At 36.9% G+C, this 25,483-nt stretch carries 21 protein-coding genes and 1 tRNA gene; 12 read left to right on the top strand and 10 right to left on the bottom strand.

Translation table 11 applies throughout. The features are described from left to right. The first annotated feature begins 49 nt into the window (after positions 1 to 49). Positions 50 to 1,441, top strand: a complete 1,392-nt coding sequence (gene hisS / locus ACH11B_RS06845; RefSeq protein WP_013664597.1) for a histidine--tRNA ligase — start codon at positions 50 to 52, stop codon at positions 1,439 to 1,441. An 82-nt stretch (positions 1,442 to 1,523) separates the two neighbouring features. On the opposite strand, the gene ACH11B_RS06840 is transcribed toward hisS, so the two are convergent. Both ACH11B_RS06840 and ACH11B_RS06835 read right to left on the bottom strand, forming a co-directional pair. Then, positions 1,524 to 2,324, bottom strand: a complete 801-nt coding sequence (locus tag ACH11B_RS06840; protein ID WP_377613137.1) for a phosphatidate cytidylyltransferase — start codon at positions 2,322 to 2,324, stop codon at positions 1,524 to 1,526. Between the two features lie 17 nt (positions 2,325 to 2,341). Beyond that, a complete protein-coding gene (locus tag ACH11B_RS06835) occupies positions 2,342 to 3,217 on the bottom strand; it encodes a CPBP family intramembrane glutamic endopeptidase (protein ID WP_165446902.1) in 876 nt (291 codons plus the stop codon). A 190-nt stretch (positions 3,218 to 3,407) separates the two neighbouring features. On the opposite strand from ACH11B_RS06835, the gene dusB reads away from it, so the two are divergent. From dusB to ACH11B_RS06810, 5 genes are all read left to right on the top strand, one after another. Further along, positions 3,408 to 4,409 (top strand): tRNA dihydrouridine synthase DusB, encoded by a 1,002-nt coding sequence (dusB, locus tag ACH11B_RS06830; RefSeq protein ID WP_130854626.1) that lies wholly within the window; start codon positions 3,408 to 3,410, stop codon positions 4,407 to 4,409. 74 nt (positions 4,410 to 4,483) lie between these two features. Continuing rightward, on the top strand, positions 4,484 to 4,870 hold the full coding sequence (apaG, locus tag ACH11B_RS06825) for a Co2+/Mg2+ efflux protein ApaG (RefSeq protein ID WP_013664593.1): 387 nt from the start codon (positions 4,484 to 4,486) through the stop codon (positions 4,868 to 4,870). A 237-nt stretch (positions 4,871 to 5,107) separates the two neighbouring features. Next, positions 5,108 to 6,949 (top strand): ABC-F family ATP-binding cassette domain-containing protein, encoded by a 1,842-nt coding sequence (locus ACH11B_RS06820; RefSeq protein WP_377613136.1) that lies wholly within the window; start codon positions 5,108 to 5,110, stop codon positions 6,947 to 6,949. Between the two features lie 50 nt (positions 6,950 to 6,999). Then, entirely contained in the window at positions 7,000 to 8,862 is a 1,863-nt protein-coding gene (gene mnmG, locus ACH11B_RS06815) for a tRNA uridine-5-carboxymethylaminomethyl(34) synthesis enzyme MnmG (RefSeq protein ID WP_377613135.1), read from the top strand. A gap of 74 nt (positions 8,863 to 8,936) precedes the next feature. Beyond that, complete coding sequence (locus tag ACH11B_RS06810) at positions 8,937 to 10,643, top strand: Ig-like domain-containing protein (RefSeq protein WP_130854629.1); 1,707 nt, start codon at positions 8,937 to 8,939, stop codon at positions 10,641 to 10,643. On the opposite strand, the gene ACH11B_RS06805 is transcribed toward ACH11B_RS06810, so the two are convergent. After that, entirely contained in the window at positions 10,621 to 11,136 is a 516-nt protein-coding gene (locus ACH11B_RS06805) for a gamma carbonic anhydrase family protein (protein ID WP_013664589.1), read from the bottom strand. The genes ACH11B_RS06810 and ACH11B_RS06805 overlap by 23 nt on opposite strands. 4 nt (positions 11,137 to 11,140) lie before the next feature. Beyond that, entirely contained in the window at positions 11,141 to 12,727 is a 1,587-nt protein-coding gene (gene nadB, locus ACH11B_RS06800; protein WP_013664588.1) for an L-aspartate oxidase, read from the bottom strand. 483 nt (positions 12,728 to 13,210) lie between these two features. Here nadB and nadA point away from each other — a divergent pair, with 483 nt between their 5' ends. Together nadA and thiL are read left to right on the top strand one after the other, a co-directional pair. Next, positions 13,211 to 14,206, top strand: a complete 996-nt coding sequence (gene nadA, locus ACH11B_RS06795; RefSeq protein ID WP_013664587.1) for a quinolinate synthase NadA — start codon at positions 13,211 to 13,213, stop codon at positions 14,204 to 14,206. Between the two features lie 29 nt (positions 14,207 to 14,235). Then, the gene (gene thiL, locus ACH11B_RS06790; protein WP_013664586.1) at positions 14,236 to 15,273 is read left to right on the top strand and encodes a thiamine-phosphate kinase; all 1,038 of its coding nucleotides are present in this window, start codon (positions 14,236 to 14,238) and stop codon (positions 15,271 to 15,273) included. Positions 15,274 to 15,386: 113 nt separating this feature from the next. Here thiL and ACH11B_RS06785 read toward each other — a convergent pair whose 3' ends face one another. Then, a complete protein-coding gene (locus ACH11B_RS06785) occupies positions 15,387 to 16,730 on the bottom strand; it encodes a DNA recombination protein RmuC (RefSeq protein ID WP_377613134.1) in 1,344 nt (447 codons plus the stop codon). 294 nt (positions 16,731 to 17,024) lie between these two features. Here ACH11B_RS06785 and ACH11B_RS06780 point away from each other — a divergent pair, with 294 nt between their 5' ends. Next, positions 17,025 to 17,717, top strand: coding sequence for a zinc metallopeptidase (locus ACH11B_RS06780; protein ID WP_013664584.1), 693 nt, complete (start codon positions 17,025 to 17,027; stop codon positions 17,715 to 17,717). Between the two features lie 59 nt (positions 17,718 to 17,776). On the opposite strand, the gene ybeY is transcribed toward ACH11B_RS06780, so the two are convergent. Beyond that, on the bottom strand, positions 17,777 to 18,211 hold the full coding sequence (ybeY, locus tag ACH11B_RS06775; RefSeq protein ID WP_377613133.1) for an rRNA maturation RNase YbeY: 435 nt from the start codon (positions 18,209 to 18,211) through the stop codon (positions 17,777 to 17,779). Positions 18,212 to 18,746: 535 nt separating this feature from the next. On the opposite strand from ybeY, the gene ACH11B_RS06770 reads away from it, so the two are divergent. The 3 genes from ACH11B_RS06770 (at position 18,747) to ACH11B_RS06760 (ending at position 20,664) form a co-directional block, all read left to right on the top strand. Further along, a tRNA-Pro gene (locus ACH11B_RS06770) sits at positions 18,747 to 18,820 on the top strand. A gap of 200 nt (positions 18,821 to 19,020) precedes the next feature. After that, complete coding sequence (locus ACH11B_RS06765; RefSeq protein WP_377613132.1) at positions 19,021 to 19,518, top strand: hypothetical protein; 498 nt, start codon at positions 19,021 to 19,023, stop codon at positions 19,516 to 19,518. 30 nt (positions 19,519 to 19,548) lie between these two features. Next, complete coding sequence (locus tag ACH11B_RS06760; RefSeq protein ID WP_377613131.1) at positions 19,549 to 20,664, top strand: hypothetical protein; 1,116 nt, start codon at positions 19,549 to 19,551, stop codon at positions 20,662 to 20,664. 153 nt (positions 20,665 to 20,817) lie between these two features. Here ACH11B_RS06760 and ACH11B_RS06755 read toward each other — a convergent pair whose 3' ends face one another. The 4 genes from ACH11B_RS06755 to ACH11B_RS06740 all read right to left on the bottom strand — a co-directional run bounded on the left by ACH11B_RS06755 (position 20,818) and on the right by ACH11B_RS06740 (position 25,481). Beyond that, positions 20,818 to 22,023, bottom strand: a complete 1,206-nt coding sequence (locus ACH11B_RS06755; RefSeq protein ID WP_377613130.1) for a GIY-YIG nuclease family protein — start codon at positions 22,021 to 22,023, stop codon at positions 20,818 to 20,820. Next, the gene (locus ACH11B_RS06750; protein WP_377613129.1) at positions 22,016 to 24,007 is read right to left on the bottom strand and encodes a DEAD/DEAH box helicase; all 1,992 of its coding nucleotides are present in this window, start codon (positions 24,005 to 24,007) and stop codon (positions 22,016 to 22,018) included. The genes ACH11B_RS06755 and ACH11B_RS06750 overlap by 8 nt, the downstream gene beginning before the upstream one ends. A gap of 231 nt (positions 24,008 to 24,238) precedes the next feature. Further along, positions 24,239 to 24,736 (bottom strand): hypothetical protein, encoded by a 498-nt coding sequence (locus ACH11B_RS06745; protein ID WP_377613128.1) that lies wholly within the window; start codon positions 24,734 to 24,736, stop codon positions 24,239 to 24,241. Further along, complete coding sequence (locus tag ACH11B_RS06740; protein WP_377613127.1) at positions 24,726 to 25,481, bottom strand: DUF3800 domain-containing protein; 756 nt, start codon at positions 25,479 to 25,481, stop codon at positions 24,726 to 24,728. Before ACH11B_RS06740 ends, ACH11B_RS06745 begins: the two co-directional genes overlap by 11 nt. Positions 25,482 to 25,483: the final 2 nt, after the last annotated feature.

The following is a 25,483-nucleotide window of genomic DNA, read 5'->3' as shown; positions in this document are numbered from 1 at the left end:
AATAGCTTTAAGCAATCTGAAAGAGTAAAATTTTATCTAAGTTTGTGCCATGGCACAAATTAAACCATCTTTAGCAAAAGGTACACGTGACTTTTCTCCACTTGAAATGGAGAGAAGGAATTATATTTTCAATACAATAAAAGACGTATTTAGGAAATATGGGTATCAGGAAATACAAACTCCTTCGTTTGAAAATTTGCAAACCTTAACCGGTAAATATGGAGAGGAAGGGGATAAGCTCATATTTAAAATACTCAATTCCGGTGATTTCATTTCAAAAATATCCGCCGAAAAATTTGCAACACTTCATTCAAATTCGATTACGCCCCTTATCGCTGAAAAAGCCTTACGCTACGATCTTACGGTCCCTTTCGCTAGATATGTAGTAATGCATCAAAATGAGATCACATTGCCTTTTAAGCGTTTCCAGATCCAGCCCGTTTGGCGGGCAGATCGCCCACAAAGAGGTCGATATAGAGAATTCTATCAATGTGATGCAGATGTGGTTGGCTCAGAAAGCTTGTTAAATGAAGCGGAATTTATCCTTGTATACCAGGAAGCGCTGTCATCCCTCGGTCTAAAAGACTTCGTCATTAAACTAAATAACCGAAAACTACTGGCCGGCATTGCGGATATTATAGGAAAGCCCGAACTACTTATCGATATGACCGTAGCTATCGATAAGTTGGATAAAATTGGATTGGTAGGTGTAAAACAAGAACTAGCGGCTAAAGGCTTTTCAACGGAAGAGCTTGCAATGTTAGATCCTATTATTACTTTATCAGGCAGCAATGTCGATAAATTAGCCACATTAAAGGAAGTATTGAAAAGTTCAGAAATGGGGCAAAAAGGAATCGAAGAAATTGAAATGGTCCTGGCTTATGCGCAAAAATTAGATGCCAATGCATTGCCCTATATAGAAGTTGATATTACCCTTGCCAGGGGATTAAACTATTATACCGGAAGCATCTTTGAAGTCAAAACCAACGAAGTTTCTATGGGAAGTATAGGCGGAGGCGGAAGGTATGATGACTTAACCGGAATGTTTGGTTTACCGGGTCTCACCGGTGTAGGAATATCTTTTGGAGCCGATCGTATTTATGATGTACTCTTGGAACTCGATCTATTTCCGGAGAGTACAACAAAAACAACGCAGGTGTTGGTAACAAACTTTGATCAGTCTACCGAAGATTATGCGTTGAGTCTACTCCAAACCTTAAGAAAAAACGGAATAGCAAGTGAGCTTTATCCAGTAGCTGCAAAACTTAAGAAGCAGCTAACTTATGCCGACCAGAAAAAGATTCCTTATGTTATATTCATAGGGGCAGAAGAGCTCTCCTCCGGTATGTTAACTATAAAAAAGATGATTACGGGCGAGCAAGAAAAAATGGCAGCTGATGATCTCTTCAGCTATCTTATAAACACCGCTGACCCAAACTAAAAAGTATCACATCTTGTTTCTGCCTGTCTTGAAGTCAGGCAGAAATATGATCGGCCCGATGGAGACTGCGAACACCTCGTGCTTAGGCAACCAGTTTCAAAAAACAATAGACTAAAGGCGCCGCCAACAGCAAGCCGTCAAATCGATCCAATAATCCACCATGTCCTGGCAACAATGATCCGGAATCTTTTACCTGAAAACTTCTCTTCAACATAGATTCCGTTAAATCTCCCCAGGTTCCGAATACAGAAATTATAACCGCTATCACACACCACTCCCAGCGAGCCAGATTGGCATAATAATAGTGTAAAATAAGACTTACACCAACACTTAAAGCTACACCTCCAATAAAGCCCTCCCATGTCTTCTTAGGCGAATGTCGTTCAAATAGCTTCGTTTTACCAAATTTCATACCCACAAGGTATGCACCGGTATCGTTTGCCCAAAGCATAAACAAGAACGACATGGGAAGATAGTATTCGTAATGACCTCCTAGGAATCCGAGTCTGAAAAAAAACAGGAAAGGAATTACTGCATAGATAACACCTAAAAAAGTAAGTGCAATATTGTAAAAAGGCCGTTCGTTTTTTCGATATAACTCCCGTATGTAAATAAAGGCTAAAAGAGGGACAGAATACAATAATGCAGAAGGCGTTACAAAATTTAAATCCAGCAGTGCCACGATTATAAAAAGAACTATTCCCAATAAGGTACCGCCCAAACGATCAGGTTTTACACCCTCTTTATCTATTAATCTATAAAATTCGATTAAGCTAAGAATGGCTAAAACAATAAAGAATATACTAAATGCATAAGCCCCTGAAAGTACAGATGCCAGCATAACTAAAACGAAGAAAAAACCTGTTATTACGCGCGTTTTCATGTGAATAATAATGATTTTTAATTTATTTGCTTCGCTTTTCGTCTATAGAAATACAGAACGAAGATACCTGCAAATAAGCTGGCGATCGCCAAAGGCCACTGATTAAGTTCAAATGATAGTGAATCCAAAGGCTTGTTTGATTTAACAAGATAATAGGCAATAAGAATAGCTGATACATTATTAATAAAGTGCGCTGTTACCGGAAGCCAGATACTTCGTCCCCAAAAGTATAAATATCCACATAAAGCACCGATTAACATTCGGGGCAGAAATCCATAAAATTGAACGTGGATTGCGCTAAATATGGCTGCCGTTAGCCATATCGCCATATGCGGCTTCCCGATCCACTTAATAAAAATGTTCTGTAAGCATCCTCGGAATAAAAACTCCTCACCAACGGCTGCTAAAATTCCGATCATGAAGATGTTAATAATCAACCCGGTGAAAGATTTGCGGGATAAAAAGGCATTCGTCAAAGCCCCGGTTTCATCTTCTTTCGCGCGCATCCATTGTTCGATATTCTTCATAAAATCCGGAAGATGCATTTGCTCGTTCAATAAGATTGTTATTTCAAAAAAGGGTGAAAATACCACCATTAATAATAAAACCAATGCATAGAGCTTAACATTAGGCTTAAAGGATAAATCAAAATACGGTCGGTTGTTCTTTTCTATTCGATTAAGCAATAGGGATGGAACCACAAATGTTCCTATCGCTGAAAAAATCTGTGATATACTGATAAAGTTTAACTCATCCGCTGTTAATCCGGTAAAACCCTTGGCTCCTATTTGCAAAACATCACGCCCAAAAAGTAAAAAACCAATAAACACCCCCACTAAACTAAAAACGGTGGCAGAAAGCAATACCGTAATGAGTAAGTAAAGAAAAGACATACTTGGATGATTATCAGAACGATTATAAGGATAAGCACTCAATTTTTTATATTTTTGCAAACTTAGATAAATTGCCTTTTATATGCAATATAATCGCGTTGCATATAAAAGGAATTATCGGTCTCTCCTCTGCCATTAAGAGCTTATTTTGTAGAGGAAATTATTTTAATGATTGAGTTGAATATAGATAATGTCTGTCAAGATAGGAAATAATATTGATTTAGGAGCGTTTCCGTTGCTGCTTGCTCCAATGGAAGATGTGAGTGATCCGCCCTTTAGGTATGTATGTAAACAAAATGGGGTAGATATGATGTATACCGAATTTATTTCTTCTGAAGGACTGATTAGACATGCGGCTAAAAGTAAGCAGAAGTTAGATATTTTCGAATATGAACGCCCCATCGGTATTCAAATTTTTGGCAGTGATATCAAAAGTATGGAAGAAGCTACTGAAATAGCCACTTTAGCCAAACCGGATCTCATTGACATTAATTATGGCTGCCCGGTTAAAAATGTAGCTTGTAGAGGGGCGGGGGCAAGTTTATTGCAAGACATTGATAAGATGGTAGCAATGACCAAAGCCGTAGTTAATGCAACGCATTTACCGGTAACCGTGAAAACAAGACTTGGATGGGACGATCATACCAAGAATATCTATGAGGTAGCGGAAAGACTACAAGATATTGGAATTCAAGCGCTTAGTATACACGGGAGGACACGATCACAAATGTACAAAGGAAATGCTGACTGGAGTTTGATCAAAAAGGTAAAAAAAAATCCGCGTATACATATCCCTATTTTCGGTAACGGGGACGTAGATAGCGTTGAAAAGGCCGCTGCTTGGCGTTTAGAATATGAAATTGACGGTATCATGATTGGCAGAGCTTCTATCGGTTATCCGTGGATATTTCGCGAAATCAAGCACTTTTTTGAAACAGGTACCTACCTTGACGGTCCTACCATCAAAGAACGAGTGGATGTGTGTAAGACTCATTTCGTAAAGTCAATAGAATGGAAGGGTGAGAAAACAGGTATATTCGAAATGAGAAGACATTACGCAAACTATTTCAAAGGTATTCCCAATTTCAAAGAATATAGAATGAAACTAGTAAGCCTAGATAAAGTACCGGAGATTAATGAAGTTTTAGATGAGATAGCATTTCAGTTCGCGGACGTCACGACTGATGTATAAATGAACAAAAATTGATAACGGAGTATTTCTATTTTAATTCTCCATTTCCTATATTGCCTCAAAATAAGAAAAGAATGGTTACTGAAATTACTGAAGGTGTTAAAGTTTCGGTAGAGGCAATATACCAACCGGAGTATTCAAATCCGGAAAACGAACATTTCATGTTTGCTTATAAAATCACCATAGAAAATATGAGCGACTACAATGTTCAATTATTAAGAAGACACTGGTTTATATTTGACTCAAATGGAACACATAGAGAAGTAGAAGGTGAAGGAGTAATTGGCCAGCAACCGCTCATTGCGCCTGGAGAACGGTATGAATATGTATCAGGATGCAACTTGAAGAGCGACATGGGCAGTATGCAGGGCAGCTATCAAATGTTGAGGGAAATAGACGGAGCGGTATTTGATGTAGTCATTCCTAAATTCCATTTAATTCCCGACCATAAGCTCAATTAATATATTCAATACCCCCTTCTATTGACAGATATTACTTAATTTTACAAAAATTTAGGTATTCTTTGATAGTTAGTCCCAATGCGTGTGGCTAGGCGCAATTTAGTATGATAAATAACTTCAAGAACTGTCAAGCTTGATAGTTATGGTAAAAGATGGTGGCCAACATAAAATTAGCATTTTAATACATAACTACTTGTAAAATAAATATTTACATATAACAAATAACAATATTATAATTTGAGTATATTATCAGTAGAGCGTATAAGCCATACCTTTGGTGATCGATGGCTATTTAAGGACCTCACTTTTGGTTTGCAGAAGGGGGATAGGGTGGCGCTTGTCGGCATTAACGGAACGGGCAAATCTACCTTGTTAAAAATCCTTAGCGGAAAGACGATCCCTATCGAAGGAAAAGTAGTAAAAACCAAAGATCTGAAAATAGGCTATCTCGAACAAGAACCTTCCTTTGAAAATCTTACACTCGTGTCAGATTTTATTTATAGCATAGACAACGATATCCAGCAATTCATAAAGGAGTACGATTTTCTTATACGAACAGAGCAAACGAGTAATCCCCGTCTACAGGAATTGGCAGATATACTTACCATTAAAGATGCCTGGAATTTTGAAAATAATATTAAGACCATTTTGAATAGAATGGGTATTGTTGATTTAGAACAACCAATCAACAAGCTTTCGGGCGGCCAAAGAAAAAGACTGTCTTTAGCCAAGTTATTAATAGACGAACCGGACGTATATATATTAGATGAACCAACCAACCATTTAGACATTGAAACAATTGAGTGGTTGGAAAATTTGTTAACGATCGGACAGAAAACTATTATATTCGTAACGCACGACCGCTATTTTCTAGACAATATCTGCACCGAAATAAAGGAGCTTAATGAAGGAAACCTTTATTCTTATAAAGGCAACTACGGGTATTTCTTAGAAAAAAAGGCAGAACGCGAAATATCCGACACGGCATCTCTAGAGAAAAATAAAAACTTATTAAGAAAGGAACTTGAATGGATGCGTCGCCAACCCAAGGCACGTGGTACCAAGTCAAAAGCAAGGATTGACGCCTTCTACGATTTGGAGGAAAAAACAAAAAGTGATAAAAGAAAGGACAGTCTTCGTTTAGACATTAAATTAAGTAGACAAGGTAATAAAATATTAGAGCTCAATCATATTAATAAGTCATTCGGAAAGCATACCATAGTTGATAATTTTTCTTACATTTTCAAGAAAGGAGATCGGATCGGTTTAGCAGGAAAAAACGGTAGCGGTAAATCTACCTTTCTCAATTTAATTACCGGTCAAGAGTTACCTGACAGTGGTGAAATCATCACAGGGGAAACAACTGTTTTCGGTTATTATAAGCAGGGCGGATTAAATTTCACCGAAAAGCAACGAGTAATTGATGTTGTCAAAGAAGTAGCTGAATACATCACAACCGGAAAAGGGGAGACCATTACTGCATCTCAACTCTTAAGTCATTTTCTTTTTACTCCAGAAAAGCAATACAATTTAGTTGAAAAACTAAGTGGCGGCGAAAAGAAGCGGCTTCAATTAATGCGTGTTCTTATCAAGAATCCCAACTTTCTTATCCTGGACGAACCAACCAACGATTTAGATATCGACACCCTAAATGTTTTAGAAAATTTTCTGGAAAATTATACGGGAGTCTTACTTCTTGTTTCACATGATCGCTTCCTTATTGATAAACTTACTGATCAATTATTCATTTTTCAGCAAGAACAACCAATAAAAATCTATAATGGAAATTATTCGGATTTCAAACTAGAGGAAAACCCGGTAAAGAAAGAAACAAAAACATCAAACATTCCTGAACCTAAAAAAGATAAGGTCAAGTTATCTTTTAAAGAGAAACGAGAATTTGAGATTTTAGAGCAGGAAATTGCACATATAGAATTTACAATTAAAGAAAAAACCGAACAATTGCTATCTACTACAGATCATCAACTTATTACGATACTTTCGAAAGAACTAGAAGTACTAAATAACGATCTAGAAGAAAAGAGTGTTCGCTGGATAGAATTAGGAGAATTAATATAAACGTTTCACGTGAAACACAATAAAATGTTTCACGTGAAACACGAAGAGTTATGTTTTCAAAATATAATGTTATTGTTGTAGGTGCCGGCCATGCAGGATGCGAGGCGGCGGCAGCGGCTGCTAACTTAGGATCAAAAGTGCTACTCATTACTATGAATATGGGTACAATTGCTCAAATGAGTTGTAATCCTGCCATGGGAGGTGTTGCTAAAGGTCAAATAATTCGCGAAATAGATGCGCTAGGTGGTTATTCTGGGATAATCGCTGATAAAACCACTATTCAATTTAGAATGTTGAATTTATCTAAAGGTCCGGCCATGTGGAGCCCGCGGTCGCAAAACGACCGAATGCGTTTTGCTGAAGAATGGCGACTCCAATTGGAATCATTATCAAACATAGACTTTTGGCAAGATACCGTTAAAGAAATTATTGTAGATCAAGGACGAGCAAAAGGTGTTATTACGTCACTGGGAATACGAATCGAAGCGGATGCAGTTGTATTAACGAATGGCACTTTTCTAAATGGTATTATTCATATCGGTGAAAAAAAATTTGGTGGAGGTAGAACGGGTGAGAAGGCCGCCACTGGACTAACCGAGCAACTCATCTCAATTGGCTTTGAGTCTGGTCGCATGAAAACGGGAACACCTCCTCGTGTGGATGGAAGAACGCTCGACTATACCAAAATGGAAGAGCAGTGGGGAGACGAGAAAAGAGGTCGCTTCTCTTATCAATCCATTGATTTACCTCAAGAGCAACGCTGCTGTTGGATCACCTATACGAATACCAATGTTCATGATACCTTAAAAGAAGGCTTTGAAAAATCACCGATGTTCACTGGCAGAATTAAAGGATTGGGCCCTCGGTATTGTCCTTCTATAGAAGACAAAATAAATCGCTTTGCAGAACGTGATAGACATCAAATTTTTGTTGAACCCGAGGGATGGAGAACCCACGAGATCTATGTTAACGGCTTTTCCACATCACTGCCTGAAGATGTACAATTCAAAGCTTTGAGGCAAATTCCAGGTTTTGAAAATGCCAAAATGTTTAGACCTGGGTATGCGATTGAATACGACTATTTTCCGCCAATGCAATTGGATTTAACACTTGAAACAAAAAAGGTAAAAAACCTATTTTTTGCAGGACAAATTAATGGCACCACCGGCTATGAAGAGGCAGCAAGTCAAGGCCTCATTGCCGGTATAAATGCGCATCAACGAATTAACGATCTACATGAACTTATACTTAAAAGATCAGAGTCTTATATAGGTGTTTTGATTGATGACTTAGTGACAAAAGGTACAGAAGAACCTTATCGTATGTTTACTTCTCGAGCAGAGCATCGATTACTTTTAAGACAGGACAATGCTGATATTCGACTAACACCATTGGCCCATCAACTTGGTTTAGCTTCGGAAGAGGCCTTAGATAAAGTGAAAACTAAAATTAGCAAGTCTGATGAGATAGTAGAGTACCTTCGCAAAACGTCTGTTGAAGCTTCTAAAATGAATCCAATATTGGAAAAATTATCTTCCAGTCCACTCACCCAAAATATAAAAATGTTCAATGTCCTTACTCGACCTCAGGTAAATATCTGGAATTTAGCTGAAGCAAATAGTAGCTTAAAGGACTTGCTCGCTGATTTTTCCGAGGAAATAATAGAACAGGCCGAAATAAAGGTAAAATACGATAGCTACTTCGATAAAGAAATTGAGATTGTAAATAAAATGAAGAAAATGGAGGATAAAGAAATTAATCCGCATTTTGATTATAATCAACTGATATCCCTTTCAAAAGAAGCTCGGGAAAAACTTATAAAGATAAAACCGAGAACGCTCGGTCAAGCCTCTCGAATTTCCGGCGTATCACCAGCTGACGTTAGTGTTCTTATGGTTCATATGTCAAATTAATATAAAATATTGAATATCAATACGTTATATAAAAATTAAATAAAGCGATAAGAGACATTATCTTTTAAAAAACGATGCTAATCTCCAAAAAGAAGAAAAACGTGTTAAAAGGCTTAAAAATAAGCTTAAATACAAATTACCTTATTTTACTCATTCTTTTCGTCACTTTATTATTCAATACGCATTGTGCAAGCATACAGCAACCGATGGGAGGGCCAAAGGATAGCATTCCTCCAAAAGTTTTAAAAGAAACGCCTATCAACCTCAGCAGAAATTTTAAATCCAAAGAAATCGTTATCGAGTTTGACGAATTTGTTAAACTTCAGAACGAACTGAAAGAAATCAGTGTAACGCCTGATATGGATAAAATTCCAATTTATAAAATAAAGAAGAAATCCTTAGTCATTACCTTACCTGATACCCTGGAAGAAAAAACAACATACACCATAAACTTTGGAAAAGCCCTCGGGGATTATAACGAGGGAAATCCTTTACTAAATTACAGCTATGTCTTTGCTACTGGCGATCAAATAGATTCACTTAATATATCAGGTAATGTCAGCAACGCACTTACTTTAGAAAAGGAAAAGGAGGTGACGGTTATGCTTATACCTACCCGGCAAGATTCAATATTCGGTAAGAGAAAAGCGAATATTTTTACGCTTACCGATTCAGCAGGCAATTTCAAGATTCACAATCTAAAAGAAGATACATATCGCATTTATGCTCTAAAAGAAAAAAATAATGATCGTATATTTAACGGAACAGACGAGGAAATTGGCTTTTTAACTGACTCCTTCTTATTGAACAAGGACACTAGTAATATTCGTTTAGCGATATCTAAACCTGTTCCAACAACTTTCAGACTGCTCGACCGTAAAATTGAAAAAAATGGTACGATAAATTTCATTTTTAATAGACCTATAACAAACCCCGATATTGAGGTCCTTAGCCCAAACTCCTTAGATCAGGATAAAATTGTAAATTATAGTTCTACACGGGATAGCGCTTCGATGTGGCTAAGTGAATTAACCTTCGATTCTTTAAAAGTACGTATTACCGAAAACAATCAGGTCTTAGATTCAACGACCATTCGCCGAAGCAAAAATGAAAAGTACGATCGGGATCTCATTATTACCGATAATATCAATAGCCAGAAGGTTAACAAAATAAAACACATCATATTAAACAGCACCGCTCCCATAAAGTCGTTTGACAAACAAAACATAATACTTACGGAAGATTCCGTTTCACGTACTAACTTCCAACTAGTAAAAGATACCAGCAGTAATAGATCGTACATTATACGGTACAATTGGCGCCCTAAACGAAACTATGAATTGGATCTAAAAGAGAATGCGTTTCAAGGCCATTTTGGTGAAAAATCAAAGGCTGTAAAGCGAAAGTTTACACTGGACGAAACGGAAAATTTTGGAGACGTTATTCTAAAATTAAATGTACCTGATACCATTGGAAATCAATACCTCGTTCAGATAACAAACGAAAAGAAGGAAAATATCTTTCTCTCAACTGCCATTCGGAAATCCGATCGCCTCGTCTTCAAGCAATTTCCGGGTGGGAAGTACTTAATTAGAATCGTTTATGATATAAATCGAAATAATAAATGGGACCCAGCTGATGTAGAAAAGCGTACACAGCCTGAAAAGGTTTGGTATCATAGTAAACCAATCACGGTTAGACCTAATTGGGAACAAGAGGAAGTCATCGATATACCGAGTGAAGATAAGTCGATGGAAGCTAATCCACCCCAAACCAACTAGCATATAGCACATAATTGTGTGGCAATTTATCTAACAAGGTCCTTTGTTCGGCTGTTAAGGGCTTAATCTTTTTTGCAGGTACACCAGCGTATAAAAAACCACTTTCACACACCATGTTTTCCAAAACAACCGCTCCCGCCGCTACAATTACATATTCCTCAATAACCGCCTTGTCCATCACAATTGCCCCCATTCCCACCAAACAATGATCCCTTAACGTACAGCCATGAACTATAGCATTATGTCCTACATTCACATAACTTCCTATATCCGTTCCATTCTTTAAATAAGTACCGTGAATCACCACACCATCCTGTATATTTGAATAATCGCCTATTCTAATATAATTTACATCCCCTCTTATAACCGCATTGAACCACACAGAACAATGATTCCCTATCGTTACATTACCAACTATGGTGGCGTTCTCTGCAATAAATGTATCAACGCCAATGCTTGGAGTCTTACTTAAAACAGCCTTTATTAATGCCATATACCTAAAAAACAGTGTCTATCAGCTCCTTTGAATGATTCGGATAGTCTGTAGTATAATGTAAACCTCTACTCTCTTTCCGAGCCATTGCCGATTTAATGACAATATACGAAACTTGGATGACATTTCTAAGCTCGCACAGTTTCACAGACAATTTCGTGTTCTTATAGAATTCTTCCGTTTCCTCATAAAGTAATTTGAGTCGCCGCATGGCACGTTCTAAGCGAAAATCCGAACGTACAATACCAACATAATCACTCATAATCTTCTGTGTTTCTCTTAAATTATGCGTAACCAAAATATCTTCGTTTGATAGCTGTGTATCCGTGTCATCCCAATCGGGTATATTAAGAGGTAAAGTGATCTTGTCAAAAACGCTTATTGCATGTTCAAATATCCGATGGGCATAAATCAAAGCTTCCAATAATGAATTGGAAGCTAATCTGTTAGCGCCGTGTAAACCGGTAGAAGAGCATTCGCCACAGGCGTAGAGATTATTAATAGAGGAAAGACCGAATTCATTTACCAAGATACCCCCGCAAAGATAATGAGCAGCGGGAGTCACGGGTATATAATCCCTCGTAAGGTCAATACCAATACTAAGGCATTTTGCATATATATTCGGAAAATGCTTCAAAAGCTCTGCCTTATCGCGATGCGTAATATCCAAATAAACGTAATCGTCTCCCGATTTCTTCATTTCATTATCTATTGCTCGCGCAACGATATCCCTCGGCGCCAACGATCCACGATCGTCATACTCATACATAAACTCTTCTCCATTCTTCCTTCTTAAAACGGCACCAAATCCGCGCAACGCTTCTGAAATCAAAAATGATGGATACTCACCGGGGTTATACAACGAGGTAGGGTGGAACTGAATAAACTCCATATTTCTTACTTTTCCCTTAGCCCGATAAACCATTGCTATGCCGTCCCCTGTAGCAATCACCGGATTCGTAGTAGATGCATAAATATGCCCGGCTCCGCCGGAAGCCATTACAGTAATCTTACTTAAGATTTTTTCAACTTCATTTGTCAACGTATTTAATGCATAAATCCCATAACAGGTAATATCGTCACTGGTCTTATTAACAAATAAGCCGAGGTGATGTTGAGTAATGAGATCAACAGCAAAATAATGGGTTAATATCGTAATATTGGCAGACTGATGAACTTGCTCCAATAGAGCCCGCTCAATCTCAAAACCCGTAATATCTTTATAATGTAAAATACGATGTTCCGAATGTCCGCCCTCTCGCGCTAAATCATAACTACCTGTTGTTATTTCGTCAAAATGAGTTCCATATTGAATGATTTCCTTGATCCGCTCCGGACCTTCCTTAACAACGTTTTCCACAACCTTTTTATCACACAAACCATCACCAGCAACCAGAGTATCAGCGATATGCTTTTCAAAGCTGTCTGACTTATCCACAACGACGGCTACACCACCTTGTGCATACTTTGTATTCGATTCGTCCTCGTTCGATTTCGTAACTATCAGAACCTTACCATATTTTGCGGCCTTCAAGGCAAAACTCAGACCCGCAATACCCGAACCCACAACTAAGAAATCAACATTCGTCATATTGAAAAAATTATTTACTGATATCTTCCGTCAAAACGGTGGAAAAACATGTTAAATATGTGGATTTTTTTGTAAAAAGTCAGTGGAATAAAAAGAATAACTTGTTAAGAAGCCATCATATTCACATTTACCAGAACTTTTAGATTATTTATCCATCCGATGAACCGCTAGTTCCTAACCAAAATTCCGTCATAAAAAACTGACAAAAAAATATGGAAAGAAAAAACAGCAAAATAAATAGCGATTGTAAATCAATTCATTAACTTATCAATAATGTTAAAAACTTGTTGATAAAAATAGAACATCAAATAAAACAAGAAAAAAGATATCCCATTTTCTAACATTACTAACACACTAATAAACGATAAGAAGATTTTATATAAAAAGAATTATTGTTTTTATTGAACAGTGGAAAAGCCACAAAATCCGATTTCATTTTCTTTGCGTACATTTGTATAAGTGAACTATGCTTAGGCTAAGAAAATGGAAAACTATACTGAACAACTGACTGCTAAAGGCTATATCGATGAAGCAATTGACCCTCGACTGGATTTAGTTCAAGAGATCAACAAGCTTAAAAAGGAAAAGAACGCAGTTATTTTAGCACATTATTATCAGGATGCTGAAATTCAAGATATCGCAGATTATATTGGGGATAGCTTGGGACTTTCTCAAGAGGCTGCAAAAACAGATGCTGCTATAATCGTTTTCGCCGGTGTTCATTTTATGGCTGAAACAGCTAAAATTCTATCACCCACAAAGAAAGTGTTGCTACCGGATCTTAAGGCAGGCTGCAGCTTATCAGATAGTTGTCCACCCCATTTGTTTGCGAAGTTTAAAGAGCAATACCCCGATCACCTTGTCATTACCTATGTCAACTGCACAGCCGAGCTGAAAGCACTTAGCGATATTGTGTGTACATCATCCAATGCCGTACAAATCGTTGAAAGCCTGCCGAAAGATCAAAAGATTATTTTCGGACCTGACAAAAACTTAGGCGACTATGTAAAAAAGAAAACCGGCCGAGACCTTGTTCTTTGGAACGGTGCATGTATGGTACACGAAATATTTTCGCAAGAGAAAATTGATCGTTTACGATTGCAGTTTCCTGATGCGAAATTTATTGCACACCCCGAGTGTGAGGAACACATTTTAAGGCAGGCTGATTATATAGGGTCGACCACCGGTTTATTAAACTATACCATAAAAGACCCAGCTAGTACCTACATTGTTGCGACCGAATCGGGTATTATTCATCAAATGCAGAAAGCTAATCCACAGAAGACCTTTATACCCGCTCCTCCTAATAATGCATGTGCATGCAACGATTGCCCGCATATGAAGCTGAACACCTTAGAAAAGCTTTATAACGCTATGAGGTTTGAATTACCGGAAATAGATTTGCCACTGGACGTGATAAACAGAGCAAGGAAGCCAATTGAGCGTATGTTGGATATATCTGCACAATTCGGACTCTAAATTAGAAATACATACTATATTAATTCTACATGTTTGATAACAAAGAGAATACCGGTTTAGATAAACTGGGCGAGTTTGGCCTCATTGACCTGATTAATAAATCAATTGAAATAAAGGAAGAATCAACCGTAAAAGGCATAGGAGACGACGCCGCGGTTATTCAGCATGGAGGAAAACAGACACTTATTTCAACCGATTTATTATTGGAAGGTGTACATTTTGACTTAAGATATGTTCCGCTTAAGCATTTGGGATATAAAGCGGTACAAGTAAACTTAAGTGATATTTACGCAATGAATGGCATTGCCACTCAAATAACCTTTTCTATCGGCTTATCGAGCAAGTTTCCTTTAGAAGCAGTTGAGGAGTTATACGCAGGAGCTATTCTAGCATGTAAGAAGTACAATGTGGACTTGGTGGGAGGAGATACATCCGCTTCCAAGCAGGGATTAGTTATTAGTGTGACGAGTATAGGTTATGCTGATTCTTCCGCTGTAACCTATAGAAATGGGGCAGAGGAAGGTGATTTGATTTGTGTGTCCGGCGATTTGGGAGGGGCTTATGTCGGTCTTCAGTTATTAGAACGGGAGAAGCAAATATTTTTAGAGAATCCAAACATTCAGCCCGATCTGGAAGGAAAAGATTATATTGTAGAAAGACAATTAAAGCCGGAAGCACGACGTGATGTCGTTCAATTGCTTAAGGAACTTCAAATTAAGCCAACGTCGATGATTGACGTATCTGACGGATTAGCCTCCGAAGTTTTGCACCTATGTAAACAATCATCAAAAGGCTGCAGATTATACGAAGAAAAAATCCCTATTGATCAAATGACCTATGACACAGCGCGCGAGTTCGGATTGGATCCTACGGTCTGCGCACTTAGTGGAGGCGAGGATTACGAGCTGCTATTTACCATTAAGCAGAGCGATTATGAAAAGATAAAAGGTGATCTGGATATCAGCGTGATTGGGTATATAATGGAAGAGAACGCTGGATGTAATTTAATATCAAAAAGCGGAAATCTATACCCAATTACTGCCCAGGGATGGAACGCATTTAATTAGTTAACAGGTAGCGGTTAACCGGTAAATAAATTATAATCGGTAAACTGCAAATTCTTCACCGGTTAACTTGCTTCCTTACTCACTGAAGACTAGCCGGTTTCACGTGAAACCGGCTAGTCTTCAGTGAGTTCCTCCTCATCAAATAAACTTATATCTATTTGTTTGCTTGCTTTTGCGCCCAGTTTTTTTAGCTTTTCTACTTTAGATATGACGTTACCTTTACCGGTTTCTAGTTTCTTGCGGGCATCTTCATGTGTCCTTGCTAATATGGTTATCTGTTTGTCAATCTTATCCATGTCTTCGGTAAAACCAACGAATTTATCATAGAGTGCGCCGGCTTCTCTTGCTATTTCCATGACATTACGTGTTTGTCGCTCTTGTTTCCAAATACTGGCTATGGTTCGAAGGGTGGCTAGTAGCGTTGACGGGCTTACAATTACGACACGTTTATCCCACGCATCGCTAAATAGTTCGCTATCAATCGTGATTGACATACTGAAAGCAGATTCAATGGGCATAAATAACAAAACAAAATCGGGTGACGTGATTTTGTATAAATCCTGATAATTTTTGCGCGAAAGCTCCGTAACATGATTTTTGATAGATTGTATATGTTGTTTAGCAAACAATTCGCGCTCATTATCATTATCCGCTGCATTTACCCATCTCTCGTAGGCAACCAGTGAAACTTTTGCATCAATTACGAGGTGTTTTTCTTCCGGTAGATCAATGATCACATCGGGTTGCAGACGTTTACCGTCTTCAGTTTGAAAACTAGCCTGTAAACGATATTCGCTATCTCTGGTAAGACCCGATCGTTCTAATACTCGTTCTAGAACCACTTCTCCCCAATTCCCCTGTTTCTTCTGATCGCCTTTTAGGGCTCTTGTTAAATTAATAGCCTCATCCTTAATTAGCTGGCTTTGCTCCATTAATTGCATAACGACCCCTTTAAGGGAGTTTCGCTCCGCAGCTTCATGGTTATAAGTCTTATCGACTTTCTCTTCGAAGCTTTTGATATTCTGTTTTAAAGGATCTAAAAGTTGGTTGATGGTCTTGTGATTTGTTTCCGTAAATCGAAGTGTTTTTTCTTCCAGAATTTTATTAGCAATCAATTCGAACTCCTTATTGAACTGGCTTTTCATGGTTGCTATTTCTAATTTCTGTTCATTCAATTTTTCTTGTTGCGATTCAAAATAGGCATTTAAGCTTTCAATGGTTCGCTCGGCTGCTGCAGCTTTTTCACGCTCGGTTTTAACCTCATTCAACAAGCGTTCATTTTCCAAGCGGTAGTTCTCCGCTTTCTGTTCTGCTTTCGCAATTTTTACAAGGAGATCGTCGCGTTCTCCCTGGAAGCCGGGTATATTATCATTACCCGATTGATTGGTTCGTTGCGTCAGTTTATATAAAAAGAAAAGTAAGACTATGAGTAGAATAACGATCAGCAGATTTTCCATGTTAATTGTTTTGTACAAATTTAGACAGAAAAATTGATTCAGGTAGCCTCGGTTTTTTTAGTGCTCTTTCCTATGTGTCCTTTTAGTACGGGTTTATTTATCAACCGACCTCGGATAAATTGTCAGTTTTTTACTTATCTTCTTGATATAATGTCAGGTAAGGTCAGCTTTTTTAATGCTATTTTAATCTTTTTGTCGTAAATTTAGGAGAAAAATGCATATCTTAGGTAGAAGGCCGGAAAAAGTAAATGTCGGTATGCAGTTTGAGGGAAGTAATATATAGTTGATAAAAAAATGGGAACAGAGTATTTGTTATTAATAGGTATTGCAATCGTTAGTTTTATTGTTCAATGGCGATTCAAGAGTAAGTTTAAAGAACATTCCGAAACACCATTAAGCAGTGGCATGTCAGGTAAGGATATTGCGGAGAAGATGTTACATGACAATAATATTTATGATGTTAAGGTAGTTTCGGTGGAAGGACGATTAACCGATCATTATAATCCGGCGGATAAAACAGTGAATCTGAGTCCGGAAGTATATAGTGGACGAAGTGTTGCCGCGGCCGCTGTGGCTGCGCACGAATGTGGTCATGCCGTGCAGCATGCAAAGGCATATGCATGGTTACAATTTCGTTCAGCAATGGTGCCGGTAGTCAATGTAGCTTCTACGCTAACATCTTGGACTTTGATGATTGGTGTTATGTTAGTTTTTTTTGCAGGTAATATTATTGTACTAGCGGTAGGTGTTGCTGCTTTAGCATTGGTTACCTTATTCAGTTTCGTAACCCTGCCTGTGGAGTTTGATGCTTCCAATAGGGCTTTAGCTTGGCTGGAAACAAACAAAGGAATAATGGCAAGCAGAGAGGAACATGATGGTGCGAAAAATGCCCTTTGGTGGGCTGCCATGACTTATGTGGTAGCTGCTCTATCTTCACTGGCAACGCTGGTATATTATGCAAGCATCTTATTTCGCTCCAGAGATTAAAAAAATAGACATACAATGCAGAACAAAGGGATTCATTTATTTATGAATCCCTTTTGTTTTTATACAAATGACCGTTTAGATAGATATTCATTTTCTTTTTCTGTCATTCGCTTTTTATCAACAGGTTTCTTATCTAAATAGCCACATAGGTGTAAAATACCATGAATAATAACGCGATGCAGCTCATCGACTTCTTTTACTAAAAAGCTTTTTGCGTTTTCCTTGATTCTATCAATACTGATGAATATATCACCTGCGATGACGAAAACGTCATCGCTATTATCAAAGGTTATAATATCGGTATAGGTATCGTGATTAAGATACTCCACATTTATCTTATGCAAATATTCGTCCGAGCAAAAGATGAAGCTTATTTCACCAGGTTTTAAACCTTCATTAGCAATAGCATCCTTTATCCATTGTTTTAATAGCAGTTTGTTTTTTATAGTGTATTTAATTTCTTCAGTAAAGAAGTTTACGGTAGCACTTGGCATCTTTATTTTTTTCTTTCAAATGTACAATGTTTAATACTTATAAGTAAGTTAAAGCGTAAAAAGCTGAGTCGTTAAACAATCTGCCTAAAGCCTTATAAAAAGTGGAGTCGTTAAATAGTTTGCCTAGAGCTTATTGCCTCTACGCTTGTTAATAGTTGCTATAAGGCCTAATAATCTTATGCCCAGCGATCTAACTAATATGAAGTAAAAGAAAGACAGAAATTATATAGATTATAGAATAATATTCAAATACATCGTAAATTGATCAATAAAGTGTCGTAAATCCATCGTATATTTTACGATGAATTTACGATAAAAATACGATAGATTTACGGCAAAATGTAATATCTGACATATTTCAATTTCTTCTTTATACAATTTTTGTTATTTGTTTTTTATGGTTAAAGGGTTAACGTTCGCAGGAGTAATCAGAATAAATAACGGTATTTGATAAAGCAATATTCAGCGAATAATATGTGCTTGGTAAAAAATTGTGATTTACAGATTTTTTCTATAAGTTTGTCATCCTAAAATTCGGGATGTAGCGTAGCCCGGTATCGCGCCAGCATGGGGTGCTGGAGGTCGTCGGTTCAAATCCGGCCATCCCGACTTTTAACAAAACAACCTACTGATTTTCAGTAGGTTGTTTTGTTTTACGGACAATATGCGGACAGATTTTTATTTGAAAGAATTGGGATGTATTAATATATTTTAAATTGTCTTTGTTATAGAAATCAGATATATGTTGCTATCATATCCTTACTTTAGCGTTTGATATTGATTTCTTACCTTTGGTAAAATATAATTTTATGAACGACCTAAACCGTGAGAATGCCGATAAAATTTTAAGGACGTTATACCATTTAAAAGTAAACACTATTGAAGCTTATCTAAATATCTGTGATTCAAATTTAGTGCCTGAATATGAACGAGATATGATTTATAGGTACCTTGATTCTAGAGGTTTTCTTAAAATTATGGGTAAAGTAGGTAATGGAGATGTATATGTAGTGTTATCAAAAGAAGGCTTCAAGTTCTTTTCGGAAGATAATTTGGTTTCTGAATATGACAGAAAGTATAGTCGGCAAACTCAGGGGAATTCAAACACATATTATATAGCTGGCGACGCCTCTAATTTTGGCAACACAAATAAAGGACCGGTTGAAAATGCAAGTTCACATACGCATAACAATGAATCAAAAGAAGAAAGTTTCTTTTATAAGCTGATGCATGATACTTTTACTCAAACGATAAGCGGATTGATTGTAGGCGCGATAATAGCATTATTAACATGGTATTTTGCTTAAAACGTTGATTTTTGTCTATCAATTAGGTGAATGTTAGGCAAAAGTTATGAGTACCCCATTATTATTGGAATATTTACTGCTACTGGATCTAATAAAAAATTTGCAATTATGACGTTGGTATCGGTCGTTAATAGTCATGGAAATATTGTTGTAGTAAGCGACAGAGCTATTTCTGATAACTATGAGTCTAATAAGATACTGTTGCCGTCTACCAATGATTATACAAATCAACCAACAACAATTGTTGGTTATAATGTGAAAACTATTCTTGTAAAGGAAATACTTTGCATTGGATTTTCTGGAATCGTTTATGAGATAGAATTACTTATATCTGATATTGAAGATTATTTTTTACATCGTCCAGTTAATAAAGATACATTGATGGAGGTGTTTTCAGAACTAAAAGATAGATATAGTTGTTCAGCAATTTACGTGCTTGGTGCACAAGGTAATAATAAAGATCAAATTTTGGTTCTACGTTCGGGATATTGGATTATCGACCAAAGCCGTATAGATCTGGAAATCATTTCGTCTGGCTCAGGTGCCGCCGATTGGACATCAGAGGTTTTAGAGAATTTTATAATAGTAGAAGGAGAATTATTTGATTCTAAGTTTAGTCGCCAGTTTGTCCTTCAATCATGTATCAAATTTTTGGGTAATGAAAGAATCACTCAAGAAATTCTCTCAAATGGCTGGGGAGGGGGATTTGATATTATATATTACGATGACGACAAATTTAAAAGGCTTGATAATGTAGCATATGCCTTTTTCGGTGTGGATATATCAAATATAAATACTTTAACCCCTCTCTCAATAATTCATCAAGGGTATTCACTGGGGAATGCGATTATAAAGCATTATGAGAAGAGGGGTTTTCAAACATATGTTATCCCAGAGCTGGGTAATAAAACTGTTTTTGATGATAACGTATGCTCTGAGAGTATTGCCTACGAAGTAATATCATGTATACATTTATTTAAGGAGAAAGAACACATTTCTGATATAGCAGTGCTGTTTTGGGACAATGACCCTAGCAACGTGGAACCTACGTTGTTTACAACACGAGAGGGGGGAATATTTGGTATAAAATTTCGAGATATCTATTTCGAAAAATTAAAGGAGGCTATTGAAAATTACTTATCATAAAATTTCAATATTGTATCCTTCTTAAATGTTGCCTTTTTATTGTGTAAGTGCAGTATTAACCATTTCGTAAATTATGGGAACGTAAAAACCTTTGGTGCATTAGGTATGAAAGTCTTTAAAAATTAGAAAAAAAAATAAAACATATTGTAATAGTCATTTCAACACAATTTTTTCTTGACTTTCATCATATTTAAAATTGAATATGGTATTATTTTTAACCAACTGAATAGCTTCGTTGATAATGTTTACGGGAACACAAAACCATTCTCTTGGCACAAATCTATTACCGCTCTGATCATAAATATCAATATTCAAACAAACACCACCAAAAAATCGATGCAAGAGATTTTCTAGTGCCTGTACTTCAACTCCATAACAATTATAGCTAGCCACTATTTCTACATCAGCAAATAGATACGTAGCTTCTTTATTGGCATTTTTAATTCTTTCTCTAACAGGCAATTTTGAGAAGCCTACTTTGTATAAGTTTTTTAAATCACTAACGTTAGGATTGTTTGATTTAGATCGTAAAACGTATATCCAGCCAGATTGTAAGGATTCCTCTTGTGCTAGATTGGCATTATTGATTAACTGCTTCTGTAAATTTTCATCTGTCTCGGTGATCATTTTTCCATTCTTGTGAATAGCTTTTCCTAATGATCTGAATAGCATATTGCTAATCGTGCCGTTTTCAAATATGGTGACCGTCCTTCCTTCCAATCGCACTCTGTCTCCGGATTTATTTTCTTTCAATATCTTTTCGGCATCCGACACTTCCAAGTAAGCAAGAATGCCATCCACAAGATAGAAATTGCCCTCCTTCAGGTTTCTTTCAGCATCGGAAAAAGGAAGTAGACGTCGCTTGCCTTCCTTTAATTCTTTATGCACCTTTTTAAACATGAGGTCATAGCGTTCGAATTCTTTATCGGGCAATGCTTTTCGCTGCGCTATATACTCCGCATCCGCCCTACTTCCACTTTTTGGTGCGTGAACAAAATCAAAAATAGAGGTATCTCCTTCCGTTTCCAATAACCCCATATTATCGTTTGCCAATATATCTTCTATGGATTCAATTTTGACACTCTCTTCTTTTCCCAATAAATTAAATCTGTCAAACGGCTTGAGCACATTTTTTTTTGCTGCATTTGATCGCAATTCTTTCAAACGGGCAAACAAAGCATATTCAGACATTGATGTTTTAGCAGGTTCTCGGTTATATTTTTCAAAAAAAACATTTAACTCTTCAAAAGCATCTATCAAACGGTCTTCATCTGTACGCATATAATTATGATGAGGTTCTTTGGCGTTTAATAATCCAAAATCATCGTCATCAAAAATATCGTCTAACGTCTTAGCCATTTTTACCTTGTTTACGTTTAGCGTCCTGCAAAAATAATAAAGCTTGGGCTAATCGTTGTTCTTTTGGATCGTAGGAATTGATATCAGGGGCTTTTCCAGTATTTAATTTCCATCGCTTTATCGCTTCCCAAGAAGCAACTGCTTCCTCTTCAGTCATTTCAATCCTTGTAATATTTATAGCATCCTGAATAGATTTTAATACTGATTTTGTCACATTTTTAGAAAGGATTTCAAAAGCCTTTTGAAAAGGATTAATTGTGTCTATCAGATCGACATGAATGTCATCTATATTAACAAATGAACCTGCCATACGTATAAATTTCTTTGAACCATGATCTTCTACCTCACCATTTTTAATAACAGAATCTACGACAACATATTGCCTTACAGCTTCAACATCTTCCGCACTCAAATCTGGATATACTTCACGGATAATTCTCGGAATAATCACCGTATTGATAACTTCCGGTTCTATGTTTCCTGGCATCGCTTTCAACATGGTGTCATCTTGCAAAATTTTGGCTTTCAAATCATTCAAGTCGCTTTCTATAATATCTTTAGCCCTTTGTGAAGTTGGTTTTTTAAATCCGCGAATTTTGATCGTATTTCTATCGTCATCTGAGTCGTCTTCATCTTCCATAGGCTTGAACTTGAAATTTGGTGCGAGCACCTGTTCCATTAGTAAAGAGGCTGTAATCGCCTTCAGCATATTATTTACCGCTAGCTTTACGTCATCATCAACAGCGTCAGGCTGTGCAATTAGATTGGTAAACTGAGCATGTGACTTATTACTGCTGTCTCGAGTGGCACGCCCAATGATTTGGATAATCTCGGTAAGCGATCCACGATATCCTATGGTCAAAGCGTGCTGGCAATAAGGCCAGTCAAAACCTTCCTTGGCCATTCCTAATGCGATAATCATATCAATATCATCGGGTGAGCTAGCCCCCCGCAAATACGCCACAATTTTATCGCGTTCTTTTAAGTTATCATTAACCAAATCCGCAATCTTCAATATCCGTGCAGATCGTTTACTTTTTACATAAAGGACACCCGTTTCTGTATCCTGATATTCCAGATTTCCTATGCAATCGATGATATGGTTTACCTCTTCCAGTTTTTCTTTAGAGGATTCGGCAGAATTGACACTGGGTATATGGATGATTGTTTTCAGGGTCTCATCCAATATTTCCTCCAATGCCGACGTTCCTTTTTCGGGATCATATTTGTAATATCGGCCTCTATAAAAATGATATCCTATTCCCAATGATTTAAGATATTCGTAACCATTAAGCTGATCATAATAATTGTAAGTTACTGGTGTGAACTTAGCTTCGTCTTCTGGCAATAAAACCGGTACGCTATCACCTCTAAAATAGGAACCTGTCATGGCTATGATATGAGCATTGGATTTTGCCATTATATTACGAAGCACATTGCCCAATATGTTCTCTCCGTCCGCAGAAACATGGTGAAACTCATCAATCGCTAAAAGGCAGTTATTAAAATCTGTCTCTTTTAATCCATCAAAAGCAAAGCGTAACGTTGAATGGGTGCAAATTAAAATACGTTCATTAGATGCTAAGAATTCATGAAAGGCTTTTACCTTACTTTTATCACTGCCCGGAGTACAGAGATTATAACGTTGGTTAGGTTCCCAATTCGCATAAAAACCATATTTTGATAATTCAGTTGGTGCAAACGAATTTCCTATGGAGCGTTCCGGAACAGCAACGACTACCTTTTTTAAACCCTGATTTATCAATTTGTCCAAAGCTAAGAACATCAAGGCCCTAGATTTTCCCGAAGCAGGCGGAGCTTTTAATAGAATGTATTGGGCAGTCCTAGCTTCAAACGCTTTAGCCTGCATCTCCCGCATACCTAAAGCATTCGTAGATTTGCTTTGCCCTGTTTGGGCATAAGTTACTTTTACCAAATTGATTGGTTTTACGTATTTTTGGTGTTCGATGTTTTTCTGCTCCATTTCTATAATACTCTCATCTCTTTAAAATTTTATTCTTGTTGTGATTGTGTCGCTAGCAGCGACACAATTTGTGGTTTATACCTTTTGAAAACGACTACAATTTAGAATCTATAAAAATAATATAAAAGGTATATACTTTATGGCTATTTATTCGTACCTTTGCAAAAGCTCAGTAACCAAACTATTATTAGTTGTAAGTGTTAAAGGAGTATAAGAGACCGTTTAGTTCCGCTAAGCGGTTTTGGCTTTTATATATGCTTCATACTCCGCCAATAATTTCTTCTTCCGATGAGTCTGTTCAATATAGTATGCCGTGATAAACATATAATAATCACCTCTATCCGTCAAAATTACAATATAATCTTCCATATCATTAAATAAGACAATTCGCTCATCTCTTCCTCTTTTGTTTTTCCAGATCAAGATTTCTTTATGTAAGCAATTATCAATGACAAATTTAGGAAAACGAATACGTTCCATTCTCCTTACATCGGGCTGTCTGTTTTCTTCGTCTTCCCCTTCGTGTGTGATATGGTAAAATGTTCTATGCATTCCGTCAACTTCCGGATACCTTTTGACGGAAACCTTTAAACCTTCATAAGTTGGTTGCGTACTGATGAAATTATTTTTAAAAACGCGGTATACAGCATCGATGTAACTTTGAAAATCACCACCAAATTCATCAAGAAGAAGTAATTCAGGAAAGACCAATGATTCATTATTGCTCATAAACAAAATAAGGTTTTTGCGGTTCCCAAATAAAAATATTGAATTTGCGTTCCCTTAATAAAGTTGATTTTGTCAACGAATACTTAGAACGATGTCTAATCAAGTTAACTAGCTCATTCTTCGCCTTACTGCTTGTTAGTCCTCTATTGACATATCCTGTTGCGCCAACCAATAAATCAGTCAATTGCAAAATTTCAACTTCGTGCGATCTTACTTGCTGAACTTTCTTGATAATCTCTTTTGAGTAATCATATTTATCGTTTCGGAGCACCTGTTCCAATTTATGGACTTTTTCCCGACTTCTGGTATCCTTGATATCGATATAAATATGATGTGAAAAATCGGGATTAAGGATGGCTTTCAGCATGCCAAAATACATTTTATAATAAAAGGTATCGTGGGTATGTTGAAATGTCTCATATGCTATTTCCGATTTATTGGAAACGACAAGTACACGAAACTGCAAGTGATCATCATCAAAGAAATAATTAATGACATCCTTGAAATATTCCAATTTGCCTTCCGATACTTTGTTCCACTTCAGTTCATAGTAAGCTCTATTGTCCTTTTCATCCTTTTTGTTCTTAGGGATAAGTCCGTGCTTAACTTTTAAACTATACAATCGTTCAAAAATCTCGTCTTTCTTTTCAATCGGACAATATACTGCCCCAAGGACCATCACTGGCTGTCCATCGGTCTCTAAATGACAGCTTTCATCACAATAAATATTGATTGTTGGTCTCATAT

This window comes from Olivibacter sp. EAT-5 (genome assembly GCF_044784325.1).
Lineage (GTDB): Bacteria > Bacteroidota > Bacteroidia > Sphingobacteriales > Sphingobacteriaceae > Olivibacter > Olivibacter oleidegradans.
The sequence above is the reverse complement of the archived record's forward strand: the minus strand, read 5'-3'. Positions and strand labels throughout refer to the sequence as shown.

Bases quoted from the DNA above. Each gene is read 5' to 3' on its own strand.
- ACH11B_RS06755 (WP_377613130.1), bottom strand. From the start codon at position 22,023: ATGGCTAAGACGTTAGACGATATTTTTGATGACGATGATTTTGGATTA.
- ACH11B_RS06760 (WP_377613131.1), top strand. From the start codon at position 19,549: ATGTTAGGCAAAAGTTATGAGTACCCCATTATTATTGGAATATTTACT.
- ACH11B_RS06740 (WP_377613127.1), bottom strand. From the start codon at position 25,481: ATGAGACCAACAATCAATATTTATTGTGATGAAAGCTGTCATTTAGAG.
- apaG (WP_013664593.1), top strand. From the start codon at position 4,484: ATGGTTACTGAAATTACTGAAGGTGTTAAAGTTTCGGTAGAGGCAATA.
- dusB (WP_130854626.1), top strand. From the start codon at position 3,408: ATGTCTGTCAAGATAGGAAATAATATTGATTTAGGAGCGTTTCCGTTG.
- ACH11B_RS06750 (WP_377613129.1), bottom strand. From the start codon at position 24,007: ATGGAGCAGAAAAACATCGAACACCAAAAATACGTAAAACCAATCAAT.
- ACH11B_RS06835 (WP_165446902.1), bottom strand. From the start codon at position 3,217: ATGTCTTTTCTTTACTTACTCATTACGGTATTGCTTTCTGCCACCGTT.
- ACH11B_RS06785 (WP_377613134.1), bottom strand. From the start codon at position 16,730: ATGGAAAATCTGCTGATCGTTATTCTACTCATAGTCTTACTTTTCTTT.
- mnmG (WP_377613135.1), top strand. From the start codon at position 7,000: ATGTTTTCAAAATATAATGTTATTGTTGTAGGTGCCGGCCATGCAGGA.
- ybeY (WP_377613133.1), bottom strand. From the start codon at position 18,211: ATGCCAAGTGCTACCGTAAACTTCTTTACTGAAGAAATTAAATACACT.
- nadA (WP_013664587.1), top strand. From the start codon at position 13,211: ATGGAAAACTATACTGAACAACTGACTGCTAAAGGCTATATCGATGAA.
- nadB (WP_013664588.1), bottom strand. From the start codon at position 12,727: ATGACGAATGTTGATTTCTTAGTTGTGGGTTCGGGTATTGCGGGTCTG.
- ACH11B_RS06840 (WP_377613137.1), bottom strand. From the start codon at position 2,324: ATGAAAACGCGCGTAATAACAGGTTTTTTCTTCGTTTTAGTTATGCTG.
- ACH11B_RS06765 (WP_377613132.1), top strand. From the start codon at position 19,021: ATGAACGACCTAAACCGTGAGAATGCCGATAAAATTTTAAGGACGTTA.
- ACH11B_RS06745 (WP_377613128.1), bottom strand. From the start codon at position 24,736: ATGAGCAATAATGAATCATTGGTCTTTCCTGAATTACTTCTTCTTGAT.
- ACH11B_RS06810 (WP_130854629.1), top strand. From the start codon at position 8,937: ATGCTAATCTCCAAAAAGAAGAAAAACGTGTTAAAAGGCTTAAAAATA.
- ACH11B_RS06780 (WP_013664584.1), top strand. From the start codon at position 17,025: ATGGGAACAGAGTATTTGTTATTAATAGGTATTGCAATCGTTAGTTTT.
- ACH11B_RS06805 (WP_013664589.1), bottom strand. From the start codon at position 11,136: ATGGCATTAATAAAGGCTGTTTTAAGTAAGACTCCAAGCATTGGCGTT.
- hisS (WP_013664597.1), top strand. From the start codon at position 50: ATGGCACAAATTAAACCATCTTTAGCAAAAGGTACACGTGACTTTTCT.
- thiL (WP_013664586.1), top strand. From the start codon at position 14,236: ATGTTTGATAACAAAGAGAATACCGGTTTAGATAAACTGGGCGAGTTT.